Source organism: Amycolatopsis sp. DSM 110486 (genome assembly GCF_019468465.1).
GTDB lineage: Bacteria > Actinomycetota > Actinomycetes > Mycobacteriales > Pseudonocardiaceae > Amycolatopsis.
Genome location: NZ_CP080519.1, coordinates 6,754,293 through 6,770,243 on the forward strand (window position 1 = coordinate 6,754,293; position 15,951 = coordinate 6,770,243).

A 15,951-nucleotide genomic window follows, 5' to 3' on the forward strand; every position below is an offset into this window, starting at 1 on the left:
CGAGACGTTTTTGTCGGACCCCGCTGGTACAACGAGCGCGTGAAGATCTCCCTCGCGCAGCGCCGCGCCCGGCTCGGCGTGCGCCACCACCTCGCGGCTCCCGCGGCCACCGTCGAGGAGGCCGCAGGCGGGGTCGTCGCCCTGCACGCGACCGACCCGGCTTCGGTGTTCCTCGCCGCGTGGGCGCGGGCGCCGGAAGTGGGCGTGGCCGATGTCGAGCGCGCGCTGTACGAAGACCGCACGTTGTTGCGGCTCCTCGGTATGCGCCGCACGGTGTTCGTCGCCGAAGTGGCCACGGCCGCGCTCGTCCAGGCCGGCTGCGCGAGCGATATCGCTGTGAAGCAACGGAAACTGCTCGAACAGCACCTCGGCACGGTCGGCCATCCCACCAACGTGGAGGATCCACCGAGCTGGCTCGCCGACGTCGCCGCGAGCGTCGAGAAAGCCTTGCGCGCCAGGGGATCTGCCACCGCGCAGGATCTGGTCGACGACGAACCGCGCCTGCGCCAGCAGCTCCACATGGCCAAGGGCAAGCCGTACGCGGCGATCGGCAACGTCACCAGCCGCGTGCTCTTCCAGCTCGCCGTCGACGGCCGCATCGTGCGCGGGCGCCCGCGCGGCAGCTGGCTCAGCACGCAGTACCACTGGGCCCCGCTCGACGGCTGGCTCCCCGGCGGCCTGCCCCCGGTCCCGCCCGCCGACGCCCGCGCCGAACTCGCACGGCGCTGGCTGCGCGCCTTCGGCCCGGCACCCGTCGCCGACCTGCGCTGGTGGACCGGCTGGACGGCCGGCCAGACCAAACAGGCCCTCGCCGCCGTCGCCCCCACCGAGGTCGACCTCGACGGCGAACCCGGCCTCGTCCTGTCCGACGACCTCGAGCCCGTCCCCGAACCGGCGCCCTGGGTCGCCCTCCTCCCCGCCCTCGACCCGACGCCCATGGGCTGGTCCGCCCGCGACTGGTACCTCGGCCCCCACCGCCCCGCCCTCTTCGACCGCAGCGGCAACATCGGCCCCACGGCCTGGTGCGACGGCCGCGTCGTCGGCGCTTGGGCCCAGCGCCCGACCGGCGAGGTCGTGCTGCGCCTCCTGGAGGACGTCGGTGCCGACCGCGCGGCCGCCCTGGAAGCCGAAGCCGCCCGCCTGACGACGTGGCTGGGGGACACGCGCGTCGTGCCGAAGTTCCGCACCCCTGCCGAACGCGAGCTGTCGACGTGAGCACGCCGACGAGCAGCCCCGGCCGTCCGGGCATCACCGCCGGCTCGACGGGTCACCTCGCGAAGCGCCCGAGAGCTACGGGGCCCGGCCGTCGAAAACGGCTGAGCCGGCCGGCCGCAAGACCCGGTTTCCGCGGCGACCCGCCGCGCTCGTGACCGACGCCCGGCCGGTCCCGACGCCTCGGCGAGACGGCCGCACCCGCGAGACGCGGCCGGGCACCCGCGAGATGCGACCGCGCACCCGCGATGCGCGGCCGCGGCCCGAGGCGGCACCCCGCGCATCCCGCTCACGACGCGCCCGGACCAGCCCACCCCGATCCCGACCTTCCGGACTCCACCACCCGTCAGGCCACCGCGTGAACCGCGGCACCAAGACCGATCAAGCGCGTGGTCCGCACCCCTTCCTGTGACACCGCCGGTTTTCCTGTCGCAAGCTCGTGAGCTGGCTTCTTAATCGATTCTTGACGGTTCGGCGCAGTGGTGGAAGTCTCGTCGGGGCAGTCAGGGTCGGCCGTGCCCGCACGCTAGGGTTGCGCCGAGCCCGGAAGTCTTCCGGGGCGTGGGCCCCGGTTTGAATGCACACAGCAGTGATCACGACAAGAGGAGTGGCAGCAGTGACCGTTCGCGTAGGTGTCAACGGCTTCGGCCGGATCGGCCGCAACTTCTTCCGCGCCGTGAAGGCGAGCGGTCACGACATCGAGGTCGTCGCGTTCAACGACCTCGGCGACGTCGCGACGATGGCCCACCTGCTCAAGTACGACACCATCCTTGGCCGCTTCCCGGGCGAGGTCAGCCTGAGCGACGACGGCATCGTCGTCGACGGCAAGACCATCAAGGCCCTGGCGGAGCGCGACCCGGCGAACCTGCCGTGGGGCGACCTGGGCGTGGACGTCGTCGTCGAGTCGACGGGCTTCTTCACCAACGCCGACGCCGCGAAGGCCCACATCGCCGGCGGCGCCAAGAAGGTCATCATCTCCGCGCCCGCCAAGGGCGAGGACCTGACCATCGTGCTGGGCGTCAACGACGACAAGTACGACGGCTCGCAGGTCATCATCTCCAACGCCTCCTGCACCACCAACTGCCTCGGCCCGCTGGCCAAGGTCCTGCAGGACGCGTTCGGCATCGAGCAGGGCCTGATGACCACCATCCACGCGTACACGCAGGACCAGAACCTGCAGGACGCGCCGCACAAGGACCTGCGCCGCGCCCGCGCCGCCGCGATGAACATCGTGCCGACCTCCACCGGTGCCGCGAAGGCCATCGGCCTGGTGCTGCCGGAGCTGCAGGGCAAGCTCGACGGTTACGCGCTGCGCGTCCCGGTGCCGACCGGCTCGGCCACCGACCTCACCGTCACGCTGACCAAGCCGGCGACGCTCGAAGAGGTCAACGCCGCGTACAAGGCCGCCGCCGAGGGCTCGCTGTCGGGCTACCTGCGCTACAACGAAGACCCGATCGTGTCGGCCGACATCGTCACCGACCCGGCGTCGTGCATCTACGACGCGCCGCTGACCAAGGTCATCGGCAACCAGGTCAAGGTCGTCGGCTGGTACGACAACGAGTGGGGCTACTCCAACCGCCTCGCCGACCTGGTCAAGCTCGTCGGTTCGAAGCTCTCCTGAACCCGATGACGGTCAAGAACCTCGAGAACCTGCTGAGCGAGGGTGTTCAGGGCCGCTACGTACTCGTACGCAGCGACCTGAACGTCCCGCTCGCCAGTGCTGATGGCGCCGGCCCGCAAGCGACCGGCGCGGACCGGATCACCGACGACGGCCGCGTCCGCGCCGCCCTGCCGACGATCGAGAAGCTCGCCGGCGCGGGCGCCAAGGTCGTCGTCACGGCGCACCTGGGTCGCCCCAAGGGCGAGCCCGACTCGAAGTACACGCTCGCGCCCGTCGCGAAGCGGCTGGGCGAGCTGCTCGGCGCCGAGGTCCCGCTCGCCGGTGACCTCGTGGGCGACTCGGCCAAGGCGCTCGTCGGCGGTCTCGCCGACGGCGGCGTCGCGCTGCTGGAGAACGTGCGCTTCGACGCGCGCGAGACCAGCAAGGACGCCGTGGACCGTTCCGAGCTGGCCGCCGAGCTGGCCGCGCTCGTCCCCGGCGGGGCGTTCGTGTCCGACGGGTTCGGCGTGGTGCACCGCAAGCAGGCCTCGGTCTACGAGATCGCCGCGGTGCTGCCGGCGTACGCGGGCGGCCTCGTGCTGGCCGAGCTCGACGTGCTGAAGAAGCTCACCGACGACGTCAAGCGCCCGTACGTGGTGGTGCTCGGCGGCGCGAAGGTGTCGGACAAGCTCGGCGTGATCGCCAACCTGCTGACGAAGGTCGACCGCCTGCTCATCGGCGGCGGCATGGCCTACACCTTCCTCAAGGCCCAGGGCCACGAGGTGGGCCAGTCGCTGCTGCAGGCCGACCAGCTGGACCAGGTGTCGGGTTTCCTCGCCGAGGCGGAGAAGCGCGGTGTGGAGCTCGTGCTGCCGGTCGACGTGCTGGCCGCCACCGAGTTCGCGGCCGACGCCGAGCAGGAGGTCGTGGCCGCCACGGCCATCCCGGCCGACCGCCAGGGCCTCGACATCGGCCCGGAGAGCCGCGAGCTGTTCGCGAGCAAGCTGGCCGACGCGGCCACCGTGTTCTGGAACGGCCCGATGGGCGTGTTCGAGTTCGAGGCGTTCTCGGGCGGCACCCGTGCCGTGGCCGAGGCGCTGGTGAAGAGCGACGCGTTCACCGTGGTCGGCGGCGGTGACTCGGCAGCCGCGGTGCGGCAGCTGGGCCTGCCGGAGGACGGCTTCTCCCACATCTCCACAGGCGGCGGCGCCTCCCTGGAGTACCTGGAGGGCAAGGAACTGCCCGGTGTTTCGGCGTTGGAGGAGAAGCACTAGTGGCACGCAAGCCGTTGATCGTCGGCAACTGGAAGATGAACCTGAACCACCTCGAGGCCATCGCCTTGGTTCAGAAGATCGCCTTCGCGCTGCCGCAGAAGTACTACGCGAAGGTGGACGTGGCGGTGCTGCCGCCGTTCACGGACATCCGCAGCGTGCAGACCCTCACCGACGGCGACAAGCTGTCGCTCACCTACGGCGCGCAGGACGTGTCCCCGCACGACTCCGGTGCCTACACCGGTGACGTGTCGGGCCTGATGCTCGCGAAGCTGGGCTGCACCTACGTCACCATCGGCCACTCGGAGCGGCGCGAGTACCACGCCGAGACCGACGAGCTGGTCAACAAGAAGGTGCGTGCGGCCGTCAAGCACGGGATCACGCCGATCTTGTGCGTCGGCGAGAAGCTCGAGGTCCGCGAGGCCGGCGAGCACCACTCGCACGCGACGACCCAGCTGATCGAGGGCCTCAAGGGGCTCAAGGCCGAGCAGGTCAAGGACGTCGTCGTGGCCTACGAGCCGGTGTGGGCCATCGGCACCGGCAAGGTCGCGACGCCGGCCGACGCCGAGGAGGTCTGCAAGACCATCCGCACGGTGCTGGCGGAGAAGTACGGCGACGAGGTCGCTTCGGCCGTTCGGGTGCTTTACGGCGGTTCGGTGAAGTCGGGCAACGTGGGCGAGCTGGTGGGCTGCGAGAACATCGACGGTGCTCTCGTGGGTGGCGCGAGCCTCGACGGTGACGAGTTCACCAAACTCTGCGCACTCGCGGCGGGTGGCCCCCTGCCCTGATCGAGGCCACTACCGGGTAACCTGTGTATCCGGTCCGTCACACAGCAGTGGACGAGTCCAGGGGTACGGTGATATTCGAGCCGTACCCCTGCATTCTCCGAAGAGCACAGAGGATGACATGAAGCTGTTCCTGCAAATCTTGTTGATCGTCTCCAGCGTGCTGCTGGTCGTGGCCGTGCTGCTCCACCGCGGCCGGGGTGGCGGTCTGTCGTCGCTGTTCGGCGGCGGTATGCAGTCCAGCCTCTCGGGCTCGAGCGTGGCCGAGAAGAACCTCGACCGGATCACCCTGCTGCTGGGTGCCATCTGGCTGATCAGCATCGTGGGCCTCGGCCTGCTGCTCAAGGTCTGACCGGACTCCCCGCTCGGGGCCGGCGAGTCAGGGGCTCCGTGTGCATCGGCGTGCCTATTGGGGGGCGCGCCGCCGATTCCTAGGTGTGAGGATTCATGGTTGGCGGTAACGCGATTCGAGGCACCCGGGTGGGTGCCGGTCCTTCGGGCGAATCGGAGCGGGGTGAGTCGGCGCCGCGGCGCCGCATCTCCTACTGGTGTGCAAACGGCCACGAGGCCCGCCCGTCGTTCGCGATGGAGGCCGAAATCCCCGACGAATGGGACTGCCCGCGCTGCGGTCTGCCCGGCGGACAGGACGAGCAGAACCCGCCCGCCGCGCCCCGCACCGAGCCCTACAAGACGCACCTCGCGTACGTCAAGGAGCGCCGCAGTGACGCCGACGGCGAAGCGATCCTCGCCGAGGCCCTCGAGCGTCTGCGTCAGCGCCGGGAACTGATCTAGGTTTTCCCTGTCGGAAACCACCGACCAGGCCGATTCGATTCGGCTCTGGCCGGTGGTTTCCGCGTTTCCGGGGGTTTGGCGCCGGCTTGAGTGCTGGTGGCGAGGGCTGCTCCCGGTGCGGGCGCTCGTGGCTCGGCTCCGTACGGTGCGGTCGCCTGAGCGCGGGCCAGGGTTGAAACCTCTTCTCCGGCACGCCCTTCGAGGCCGCGAGCGGAGTTGTGCACACCCGAGAAACCCCCGAACGCGGCGAAGGGGTGGCCCCCGGACGCAGCCGGATCGCGGTGCGCACCGGGGCCACCCCTTCGACCTACGGGGGACCGGGGAAGGTCAGAGGGTCAGCGGTCCAGGGGATACCTGGCCCGCACGCGGAAACCGCCGTCTTCGGTGTCCGAGGTTTCGAAGCTGCCGCCCAGGAGGCGGGCGCGTTCGGCGAGGCCGGTGAGGCCGTGGCCGCCCGAGGGGAGGTGCTCGCCGGCGCGTTCGGCGCGTTCGTTGCGGACCTCGATGTTCAGGGCGCCGCTGCCGCCCTGGATGCGGATGGTGGCGGTGGCGCCGGGGGCGTGCTTGTGGACGTTGGTGAGGCACTCCTGCACGGTGCGGTACGCGGCGGCCGACACCTGGCTCGGCACGGTGTCCGGCAGGCGCTCGACGGTCAGGTGGACCGGGACGTCGGCGGTGCGGATCAGGTGGTCCAGCTCGCCGATGCCGGGGCGCGGGCCGTCGTCCTCGGCGCCGGAGCGCAGCACGCTCACCAGCGAACGCAGCTCCTCCAGCGTGCGGGTCGAGAGTTGGCGGATGACCTGCGCGGTCTGCAGCGAGGGGCCATCGGTGGTCTGGGCCTGCAGCGCGCCGGCCTGCATGGCGATGAGGGTGATCTGGTGGGAGACGACGTCGTGCATCTCGCGGGCCAGCCGGGCGCGCTCCTCGGCGCGCACGGCGTCGGCGTGGAAGCGGCGTTCGCGGTCGCGGCTCTTGGCCAGCTCGGCGAGCTTCGCGGAGATCTCCGCTCGGGCGCCGATCAGCAGGCCGATCGCGATGGGCATGCCCGCCACGAGCACGCCGTAGATGCCGTCGAGCACGTGCTCGCGCCAGCTGAGCTGCGCGAAGTCGTCCAGCGGCCACTGCACGAACCGGCAGGTGAACACCAGCCCGGCGCCGACCCACGTCTGCCAGTGGATCTGGCGCTTGGTCGCGAGCGTGCCCAGCGTGATCATCGACGCCAGCTGCGCCCACCCGGCGAGGAAGCCCGGCACCGCGAGCACCACCGCGAGGAACGGGAGCTTCCGCCGCAGCACCACCGCGAGACACGCGGCCGCCGACAGGTAGATCGAGTACGGCGGGGCCTTCGGCGGGATCACCAGCCACACGTCGAGCACGGCCAGCAGCACGGCGACGGCCTCAACTCCGACCGTCGTCGCGATCGGCCGGCGCAGCGAAGCGAACGCACCGCGCAGGCTGAACCGCCGGACCCGATCGGCGGCCCCCGCGCCGGGGCTGCCCATCGAGATTCCTGGAATCGAGAGTCCCTCAGTGCTCATGCGGCGACCCCATTCGTCTTGTGGACTTGATGATGAGATGCGCCGGACACCCGATCGGGACGCGCGGCGGGCAACAAATGTGCGGATGCTAACAAGAAGGCGTGTGACGACGGTAAGTTTCACCCGGACCCACAACTTTGGTCGTCTGATCTCCATCACTACGGCAATCGGGTGGGGCGAAGACGTCTGACGTCACCTCGTGTCGATCACAACACCCTACGTTCACCTTACGGGTGATCCCACATACTGGTGAGCCGCTTGATGGAGTAGTGGTCACTGCTCCGTTCGGCACATGAATGATCTTCACGCTTACGGGTGGCACGCGTCAGCCGGTCGAGCGGGCCCGGAAACCCACGGTCAGGGCCGCGAAGCGGCTGCGCGGAGACAGAAAAAGGCCGCCCCGGGCGAACCCGGGGCGGCCTTCGAGAACCGGCGAGCGTCACGCAGTCGGCGGCTCGTACACCTTCGTCAGCTTCCCGGCCGCGGTGCGGTCCAGGAGCCACAGCGTCCGCCGGTAGCCGCGGGCACCCGACACGGGCACCTGCACCTCCGGCGCACCCGCGAGAGCCAGCGACACGGCCTCGGCCTTCGCTTCACCCGCGGTCATCAGCCACACCTCACGCGCGCGGCGGATGGCCGTGAGCGTGAGCGAGACGCGGGTCGACGGCGGCTTGGGGCAGTCGCGCACCGCCACCACCGAAAGCCGCGTCTCGTGCACAGCGGGCGAGTCCGGGAACACCGAAGCGGTGTGCCCCTCCCCGCCGAGGCCGAGCAGGCAGATGTCGAACGCGGGCACGCCGCCCTCGTCCGGGCCCGCCTGCGAGGCCAGCACCTCCGCGTACGCCGCGGCCGCGGCGTCCGCGTCGTCACCGAACTCGCCGTCCGACGGCGCCATCACGTGCACGCGCTTCGGGTCGAGCGGCACGTGGTCCAGCAGGGCCGCACGCGCGCCCTTCTCGTTGCGTTCGTCGGAGTCGGCCGGGACGAACCGCTCGTCGCCCCAGTAGACGTCCAGGCGCGACCAGTCGATCGCGTCGCGCGCGCTGGAGGAGTTGAGCTCCTCGAGCACCGCGATGCCCGTGCCGCCGCCGGTGAGCACGACCGAAGCCGAGCCCTTGGCCGCCTGCACGTCGACGATCCGGGTGACCAGCCGCGCCGCCGCGGCGGCCGCCAGGAGGCCGGCGTTCTCGTAGACGACGACCTCCGTGCGGCTCACGAACCGCTCTTTTCCGCCTTGGCCTTACCGGCCTTCTTCGCCGGAGCCTTGGCCGCCGCGGCCTTCGGCTTCGCAGCCGCAGAAGCAGCCTTCGCCGTGGTCGTCGGCGCGGAGATCTTGGGCAGCCCGTGCAGCGCCGCCTCGAAGACCTCGTCCGGGTCGAGCCGGCGCAGCTCCTCCACCAGGCACTCCGGGTTGCTCCGCCGCTGCAGCGCGATGCGCCGCGCCGGCTGGCCCGGCTGCGTCAGCGTGCCGACGCGGCCGTCGGGCCGGGTCAGCTCCACCGCACCCGAACGCCGTTCGAGCTCGACGGAGATGATGCCCTGCGCGCTGGAGCTCTTGATCCGCTTCACCGGCACCTTGAGGTACTCGGCGAGCCAGCCCGCCAGCAGCTCCGTGGACGGCGAGTCGGCCTCACCGGTCACGGTCGCGGCCGTGATCTCCTCGTACGGCGGCAGGTCCAGCGCCGACACGAGCTGCGCACGCCAGTGCGTCAGCCGCGTCCACGCCAGGTCCGTGTCGCCCTCCACATAGGCCTTCGCCCGCGTGGTCAGAGCCCTTATGGGGGCCTTCTCCGCGGCCGAGTCGGTGATGCGCCGCTGCGCGATCGCGCCCAGCGGGTCCTCGGCCGGGGCCTTCGGACCGGCGCCCGGCCACCACGTGACGATCGGCGCGTCGGGCAGCAGCAGCGGCACGACCGCGCTCTGGCCCTGCGCGGCGAGCGGCCCGTAGAGGCGAAGCACGATGACCTCGCTCGCGCCGGCGTCGCCGCCCACGCGGATCTGGCCGTCGATGCGCGGAGCCGCCGTGCGGGCGCCCTTCGCGACCACGATCACGCGCGACGGGTGCTCCCGGCTGGCGTGGTTCGCGGCCTCGATGGCCTCCTCGAGCTTGGCGTCGTCGTCCGCCACGATGACCAGGGTCAGCACCCGGCCCAGCGCGACCTGACCGCCCTGGTCGCGGATCTCCACCAGCTTCTTGTTCAGCTGCGAAGTCGTGGTGGATGGCAGGTCGATGATCACGGACGCCTCCAGTTCCGGCCCGTACGCTCCAACATCTCGTCAGCGCTCTGCGGACCCCACGTGCCCGGCGCGTACTGCTCCGGCGCGCCTTCCTTGGCCCAGTGCTCCAGGATCGGGTCGAGGATCTCCCAGGAGAGCTCGACCTCCTCGTTCACCGGGAACAGCGACGGCTCGCCCAGCAGCACGTCGAGGATCAGCCGCTCGTACGCCTCGGGGGAGGACTCGGTGAAGGCGTGGCCGTAACCGAAGTCCATGGTGACGTCGCGGACCTCCATCGTGGTCCCCGGCACCTTCGAGCCGAACCGCAGCGTGATGCCCTCGTCCGGCTGCACGCGGATGACCAGCGCGTTCTGGCCCAGCTCCTCGGTGGAGGTGGAGTCGAACGGCAGGTGCGGCGCGCGCTTGAACACCACGGCGATCTCCGTGACGCGCCGGCCCAGCCGCTTGCCGGTGCGCAGGTAGAACGGCACACCCGCCCAGCGGCGGTTCTGCACCTCCAGCGTCACCGCGGCGTAGGTCTCGGTCTTGGAGTCCTTCGCGAAGCCCGCTTCCTGCAGCAGGCCCGGGACCTTCATGCCGCCCTGCCAGCCGCCGGCGTACTGCCCCCGCGCGGTGGTCTCGTCGAAGGGCCGGATCGGCATGGTCGCCGCCAGCACCTTCGCCTTCTCCGAGCGCAGCGCCTTCGGCTCGAACGACAGCGGCTCGTCCATCGCGGTCAGCGCGAGCAGCTGCAACAGGTGGTTCTGAATGACGTCGCGTGCGGCGCCGATGCCGTCGTAGTACCCCGCGCGGCCGCCGAGGCCGATGTCCTCGGCCATGGTGATCTGCACGTGGTCGATGTAGTTCGCGTTCCAGATCGGCTCGAACATCTGGTTGGCGAAGCGCAGCGCCAGCAGGTTCTGCACCGTCTCCTTGCCGAGGTAGTGGTCGATGCGGAACACCGACTCCTCGGGGAAGACGTCGTTCACGATCCCGTTGAGCTCCTTGGCGCTCTTGAGGTCGTGGCCGAACGGCTTCTCGATGACCACGCGGCGCCAGGTCGTGGCGTCGGTGGCGGCCAGGCCCGAGCGGGCCAGCTGCTTGGTCACCACCGGGAACGCGCCCGGCGGGATCGAGAGGTAGAACGCCGTGTTGCCGCCGGTGCCGCGTTCGGCGTCCAGGTCCTTCACGGTCTGGGCGAGGCGGTCGAAGGCGTCGTCGTCGTCGAACGTGCCCTGCACGAAGCGGATGCCCTCGGCGAGGCGGTTCCAGACCGACTCCTTGAACGGCGTCCGCGCGTGCTCGCGCACCGAGTCGTGCACCAGCTCGCCGAAGTCCTGGTGCTCCCAGTCGCGGCGCGCGAACCCGACCAGCGAGAAGCCGGCGGGCAGCAGGCCGCGGTGGGCCAGGTCGTAGATGGCGGGCATGAGCTTCTTGCGGGCCAGGTCGCCGGTGACCCCGAAGATCACCAGGCTCGACGGGCCCGCGATCCGCGGGAGGCGCTTGTCGCGCGGGTCCCGCAGCGGGTTCTGCCAGGTCGTCACTCGCCGGCCTCCTGTACGGCCCGCACGAGCTCGGCAAGCCCGGCGGCCCGGTCGGTCAGGTGCAGCCGCAGCACGGGACGGCCGTGGTCGGCGAGGACCTGACCGTCGCCGAGAGCCTGCGCGTGCTGAAGCTGTCCCAGGGTGTAGGGGCGGTCCGGCACACCCAGGTCCTCGGCGACCGCGCCGGTGATCTGGAGGAAGCTGCCGTTCTGGTGGCCGCCCTTGTGGTACTGCCCGGTGGAGTGCAGGAACCGCGGACCCCAGCCGAACGTCGTCTGCACGCCGGTGCGCTTGGCGATCTCGCCGCGCAGCAGCGAGGTCGACGCGTCGTCGAGCCGGTCGAGGTAGGCCTGCACGGCGAAGTAGCCGCCGTCGGCGACCGAGCCGAAGAACGCGCGCAGCACGTCCACCAGCTTTCCTTCCGTGGCAACGCCTTCACTGCCGAAGACCTCGACGGAACCGTCCACAGTGGCCGGAGCCTCCTTGCCGGACAGCTTCTCCGGCTCGTCCAGCAACGCGCGCGCGGCCTTCTTCGCGGCCTCGACGTCGGGCTGGTCGAACGGGTTGATCCCGATCAGCCGGCCGGCGAGCGCGGTCGCGAACTCCCACAGCAGGAACTGCGCGCCGAGCGGGCCCGTCACCGAGATCTTCGCGGCGCCTTCCGCGGCACCGACGGCGACCGGGGTCGCGTCGGACTTCGCGTCGGCGAAGCCGGGGGCCTGCGGACCTTCGACGGCCACGGGCAGCAGGCCCGTGCCCAGCTTGCCGGTCGACTCCGCGATCAGCTGCTCGGCCCACTCCGGGAAGCCCTTGACGCCGGAATCGCTGCTTTGAGAAGGCACTGTGGCCAGCACGACCTTCTCCGCGCCGCCCTCGTGGGCGGCGGCCCAGGCGGCCGCCAGCTTGATCGCCGGGTTGTCGGCCGAGTCGGAGCCCAGCACCTCGGCCACCGCGGCGGCCTGGTCCAGCAGACGCGCGATGTCCGCGCCCGCGAGACCGGCCGGCACGAGGCCGAACGCGGTCAGCGCCGAGTAGCGGCCGCCGACGTGCGGGTCGGCCAGGAAGGTCTTGCGGTAACCCTCCTTTTCGGACAGCTCCGCGAACGGCGAGCCCGGGTCGGTCACGACCACGATCCGCCGTGCCGCGTCGATTCCCGCGTCGGTGAAGGCCTTCGCGAAGATGCGCCGGTGGCTGTCGGTCTCCACAGTGCCGCCCGACTTCGACGACACCACGATCACCGTGCGCTCGAGGTCGCCCGCGAGCGCGTCGGCGACCTGGCCCGCGTCGGTCGTGTCGAGCACCGTCAGCGCGACACCCGCGGTGGCGGTGATGACCTCCGGCGCGAGCGACGAGCCGCCCATGCCGGCGAGCACCACGCGGTCCACGCCCTCGGACTGCAGCTCCGCACGCAGCGCCTCGATCTCACCGATCAGCGGCCGCGACGACTTGTGCAGCGACGTCCACGAGAGCCGGATCGACGCCTCGGACTCGGCGTCCGGTCCCCACAGCGTCGCGTCCTGCGCGGCGAGCTTCGACGCGGCCTGGTCGGCGACGAGGCGCTCGACCAGCGGCGCCGCCTTGCCTGCCAGTTCGGCGTCGACGAGCTCGACGCCGGTTTCGTCCCCTGTCATGGTCTGGCTTCAGCCCTTCGCCTTGTTCAGCTGGCCGGTCACCGTCTCGAGCAGCTCCTGCCAGGACTTCTCGAACTTCTCGACGCCCTCGGTCTCGAGGACCACGAACACGTCCGGCACGTCGATGCCGGCGGCGCTCAGCTTGTCGAACACGCCCTGCGCCTCGGCGCCGCGGCCGGACACCGTGTCGCCGGTGAGCTCGGCGTGGTCGGCCACCGCGTCCATGGTCTTCTCCGGCATCGTGTTCACGATGTCGCGGACCAAGAGCTGGTCGACGTAGCGGGTGTCGGAGTACGCCGGGTCCTTGACGCCGGTCGAGGCCCACAGCGGACGCTGCGCGTTGGCGCCGGCGGCGGCCAGCGCCTGCCAGCGGTCGCTCGCGAAGAGCTCCTCGAACTTGGCGTAGGCGAGCCGGGTGTTGGCGATGGCCGCCTCGCCGAGCAGCGCCTTGGCCTCGTCGGTGCCGATCTTGTTCAGGCGCTTGTCGACCTCGGTGTCCACACGGGACACGAAGAACGACGCGACCGAGTGGATGCCCTTGAGGTCGTGGCCGTTGGCCTTCGCCTGCTCCAGGCCCGCGAAGTAGGCGTCGATGACCTGCGCGTAGCGCTCGACGGAGAAGATCAGCGTCACGTTGATGCTGATGCCCTCGGCCAGCGCCGCGGTGATGGCGGGCAGGCCCTCGTCGGTGGCCGGGATCTTGACCATCAGGTTCGGCCGGTCCACGGCCTTCCACAGGTCCTTGGCCTCGGCGATCGTCTTGTCGGTGTCGCGCGCCAGGCGCGGGTCGACCTCGATGGAGACGCGGCCGTCGGTGCCGTTGGTGGCGTTGTAGACATCGCGGAACAGGTCCGCGGCGTTGCGCACGTCGCTGGTCGTCAGCTCGCGGACGGTGCCGTTGAGGTCCGCGCCGCGCTCGGCCAGCTCCTTGACCTGCGCGTCGTAGGCTTCGCCCTTCGACAGCGCGTTGGCGAAGATCGTCGGGTTGGTCGTGACGCCCACGACGTGCTTGTCGCGGATCAGCGCGGCGAGGTTGCCCGAGTTGAGCCGCTCGCGGGAGAGGTCGTCCAGCCAGATGGAGACGCCCGCCTCCGAAAGCTGTGCGAGCCGATCGGTGGTGCTCATACCTTCTTCATCCCCTTCAAGGAAGAAATTCAGTTCTTGGTGTTGGCGATCGAGCGACGGGCGGCCTCGACGACCTTCTCCGGGGTGAACCCGAACTCACGGAACAGTGTGGCGGCGTCGGCCGAAGCACCGAAGTGCTCGATCGAAACGTTCACCCCCGCGTCACCGGTGAAGCGGTGCCACGACTGCGCGATTCCGGCTTCGACGGACACGCGCGCCTTGACGGCCGGCGGCAGCACCGCGTCGCGGTAGGACTGCTCCTGCGCGTCGAACCACTCGACGCACGGCATCGACACGACGCGGGTCGGCACGCCGTCGGCCTCGAGGGTCTTGCGGGCCGCGACGGCCAGCTGGACCTCGGAACCGGTGGCCATCAGCACGACCTCGGGAGTGCCGTTGGAGGCCTCTTCGAGCACGTAGCCGCCGCGCTTCACGCCTTCGGCGCTGGTGCCCTCGAGCACCGGCACGTTCTGGCGGGTGAGCGCGACACCCGACGGGTGGTGCACGTCTTCCAGCACGGCCTTCCACGCGTAGGCGGTCTCGTTGGCGTCCGCCGGGCGGACGACGTTGAGGCCCGGGATCGCGCGCAGCGCGGAGAGCTGCTCGATCGGCTGGTGCGTCGGGCCGTCCTCGCCGAGGCCGATGGAGTCGTGCGTCCACACGTACAGCGTGGGCAGGCCCATCAGCGCCGCGAGCCGGACCGGCGGGCGCATGTAGTCGGAGAAGATGAGGAACGTCGCGCCGTACGGCCGGGTGCCGCCGTGCAGGGCGATGCCGTTGAGGATCGAGCCCATCGCGTGCTCGCGGATGCCGAAGTGCAGCGTGCGGCCGTACGGGTTCGCATTCCACGCCGAGGTGGTGGCCTTCGCCGGGCCGAACGAGTCGGCGCCCTTCATCGTGGTGTTGTTGCTCTCCGCCAGGTCGGCGGAGCCGCCCCACAGCTCGGGCAGCGGGTCGCGCAGCGCGTTGAGGACCTCACCGGAGGCCTTGCGGGTCGCGATGCCCTTGGGGTCCGGGTCCCAGTGCGGCAGGTTGTCGGCGAAGCCCTCGGGCAGCGTGCGGGTCGCGAGCCGGTCGGCCAGCGCCTTGCGCTCCGGGTTCGCCGCGGCCCACGCGTCGTAGCGCTCCTGCCACGCGGCGTGCTCCTGCTTGCCGCGGTCGAGGGCCTTGCGGGTGTGGGTGATGACCTCGTCGTCGACCTGGAAGGTCTGCTCGACGTCGAAGTCGAGGATCTCCTTGACCGACTTGATCTCGTCGGCGCCGAGCGCGGCGCCGTGCGCCTTGCCGGTGTTCATCTTCGTGGGCGCCGGGTAGCCGATGATCGTCCGCAGCGCGATGAACGACGGGCGCTCGGTCTCCGCCTTGGCGGCCTTGATGGCCTCCTCGATCGCGGTGACGTTCTCGCCGCCCTCGACGACCTGCACGTGCCAGCCGTAGGCCTCGTAGCGCTTCGCGGTGTCCTCGGACAGCGCGATGTTCGTGTCGTCCTCGATGGAGATCTTGTTGTCGTCCCAGAAGAGGATGAGGTTGCCCAGCTCCTGGCGGCCCGCGATCGACGAGGCCTCGGAGGTCACACCCTCTTCGATGTCGCCGTCGGAGGCGATCGCGTAGATGTGGTGGTCGTAGATGCTCTCGCCGGGCGCGGCGTCGGGGTCGAGCAGGCCGCGCTCGCGACGGGCGGCCATCGCCATGCCCACCGCGTTGGCCAGGCCCTGGCCCAGCGGGCCGGTCGTGGTCTCGACGCCCTTGGTGTGGCCGAACTCCGGGTGGCCCGGGGTCAGCGAGCCCCACGTGCGCAGCTGCTTGAGGTCCTCGAGCTCGAGGCCGTAGCCGGCGAGGTACAGCTGGATGTAGAGGGTGAGGCTGGAGTGCCCCGCCGAGAGCACGAAGCGGTCGCGGCCGCGCCAGTGCGGGTCGGTCGGGTCGTGGCGCATGGTCCGCTGGAACAGCGTGTAGGCGAGCGGGGCGAGGCTCATCGCGGTGCCCGGGTGACCGCTGCCGACCTTCTCGACGGCGTCCGCGGCGAGGACCCGGACGGTGTCGACGGCGCGGGAGTCGGTCCCGGTCCAGTCGGCGGGCACGTCACGCCGGAGCAAAGGGTTGTTCTCGCTGGTAGAGGCGGTTTCGGACACTGAACTCGAACTCCCCGTCCTGAGGTTGTCGCTTGCTTTCCGTCGTGGTGTAGCCGGTGCGCACTGCCAGTAATCTCAATCGATCCCGAAGGGACGATATTCCT

13 protein-coding genes are annotated in these 15,951 nt (G+C 70.6%); 6 read left to right on the forward strand and 7 right to left on the reverse strand.

From position 1 onward, the window contains the following. Nucleotides 1-39: 39 nt before the first annotated feature. The 6 genes from K1T34_RS33190 to K1T34_RS33215 all read left to right on the forward strand — a co-directional run bounded on the left by K1T34_RS33190 (nucleotide 40) and on the right by K1T34_RS33215 (nucleotide 5,660). A complete protein-coding gene (locus K1T34_RS33190; RefSeq protein ID WP_220238694.1) occupies nucleotides 40-1,215 on the forward strand; it encodes a winged helix DNA-binding domain-containing protein in 1,176 nt (391 codons plus the stop codon). Nucleotides 1,216-1,828: 613 nt separating this feature from the next. Continuing rightward, entirely contained in the window at nucleotides 1,829-2,833 is a 1,005-nt protein-coding gene (gap, locus tag K1T34_RS33195; RefSeq protein ID WP_220238695.1) for a type I glyceraldehyde-3-phosphate dehydrogenase, read from the forward strand. A gap of 5 nt (nucleotides 2,834-2,838) precedes the next feature. Then, nucleotides 2,839-4,086: a phosphoglycerate kinase gene (gene pgk / locus K1T34_RS33200; protein ID WP_220238696.1), complete on the forward strand. Its 1,248-nt coding sequence runs from the start codon at nucleotides 2,839-2,841 to the stop codon at nucleotides 4,084-4,086. Then, nucleotides 4,086-4,871, forward strand: a complete 786-nt coding sequence (gene tpiA / locus K1T34_RS33205) for a triose-phosphate isomerase (protein ID WP_220238697.1) — start codon at nucleotides 4,086-4,088, stop codon at nucleotides 4,869-4,871. The genes pgk and tpiA overlap by 1 nt, the downstream gene beginning before the upstream one ends. A 118-nt stretch (nucleotides 4,872-4,989) precedes the next feature. Beyond that, a complete protein-coding gene (gene secG, locus K1T34_RS33210; protein WP_220238698.1) occupies nucleotides 4,990-5,220 on the forward strand; it encodes a preprotein translocase subunit SecG in 231 nt (76 codons plus the stop codon). Nucleotides 5,221-5,315: 95 nt separating this feature from the next. Next, nucleotides 5,316-5,660 carry an RNA polymerase-binding protein RbpA gene (locus tag K1T34_RS33215; RefSeq protein ID WP_220238699.1) on the forward strand — a complete coding sequence of 115 codons (345 nt, stop codon included), beginning with the start codon at nucleotides 5,316-5,318 and terminating at the stop codon, nucleotides 5,658-5,660. 335 nt (nucleotides 5,661-5,995) lie between these two features. Here K1T34_RS33215 and K1T34_RS33220 read toward each other — a convergent pair whose 3' ends face one another. The 7 genes from K1T34_RS33220 to tkt all read right to left on the reverse strand — a co-directional run bounded on the left by K1T34_RS33220 (nucleotide 5,996) and on the right by tkt (nucleotide 15,847). Beyond that, nucleotides 5,996-7,198 carry a sensor histidine kinase gene (locus K1T34_RS33220; protein WP_220238700.1) on the reverse strand — a complete coding sequence of 401 codons (1,203 nt, stop codon included), beginning with the start codon at nucleotides 7,196-7,198 and terminating at the stop codon, nucleotides 5,996-5,998. A gap of 439 nt (nucleotides 7,199-7,637) precedes the next feature. Then, a complete protein-coding gene (gene pgl / locus K1T34_RS33225; RefSeq protein WP_220238701.1) occupies nucleotides 7,638-8,414 on the reverse strand; it encodes a 6-phosphogluconolactonase in 777 nt (258 codons plus the stop codon). Further along, nucleotides 8,411-9,436: a glucose-6-phosphate dehydrogenase assembly protein OpcA gene (gene opcA, locus K1T34_RS33230; protein ID WP_220238702.1), complete on the reverse strand. Its 1,026-nt coding sequence runs from the start codon at nucleotides 9,434-9,436 to the stop codon at nucleotides 8,411-8,413. Before opcA ends, pgl begins: the two co-directional genes overlap by 4 nt. Then, a complete protein-coding gene (zwf, locus tag K1T34_RS33235) occupies nucleotides 9,433-10,959 on the reverse strand; it encodes a glucose-6-phosphate dehydrogenase (protein WP_220238703.1) in 1,527 nt (508 codons plus the stop codon). Before zwf ends, opcA begins: the two co-directional genes overlap by 4 nt. Then, the gene (locus tag K1T34_RS33240) at nucleotides 10,956-12,590 is read right to left on the reverse strand and encodes a glucose-6-phosphate isomerase (RefSeq protein ID WP_220238704.1); all 1,635 of its coding nucleotides are present in this window, start codon (nucleotides 12,588-12,590) and stop codon (nucleotides 10,956-10,958) included. The genes zwf and K1T34_RS33240 overlap by 4 nt, the downstream gene beginning before the upstream one ends. 9 nt (nucleotides 12,591-12,599) lie before the next feature. After that, the gene (gene tal / locus K1T34_RS33245) at nucleotides 12,600-13,715 is read right to left on the reverse strand and encodes a transaldolase (protein WP_220238705.1); all 1,116 of its coding nucleotides are present in this window, start codon (nucleotides 13,713-13,715) and stop codon (nucleotides 12,600-12,602) included. 29 nt (nucleotides 13,716-13,744) lie between these two features. Further along, nucleotides 13,745-15,847 carry a transketolase gene (tkt, locus tag K1T34_RS33250; protein WP_220238706.1) on the reverse strand — a complete coding sequence of 701 codons (2,103 nt, stop codon included), beginning with the start codon at nucleotides 15,845-15,847 and terminating at the stop codon, nucleotides 13,745-13,747. Between the last annotated feature and the right edge of the window lie 104 nt (nucleotides 15,848-15,951).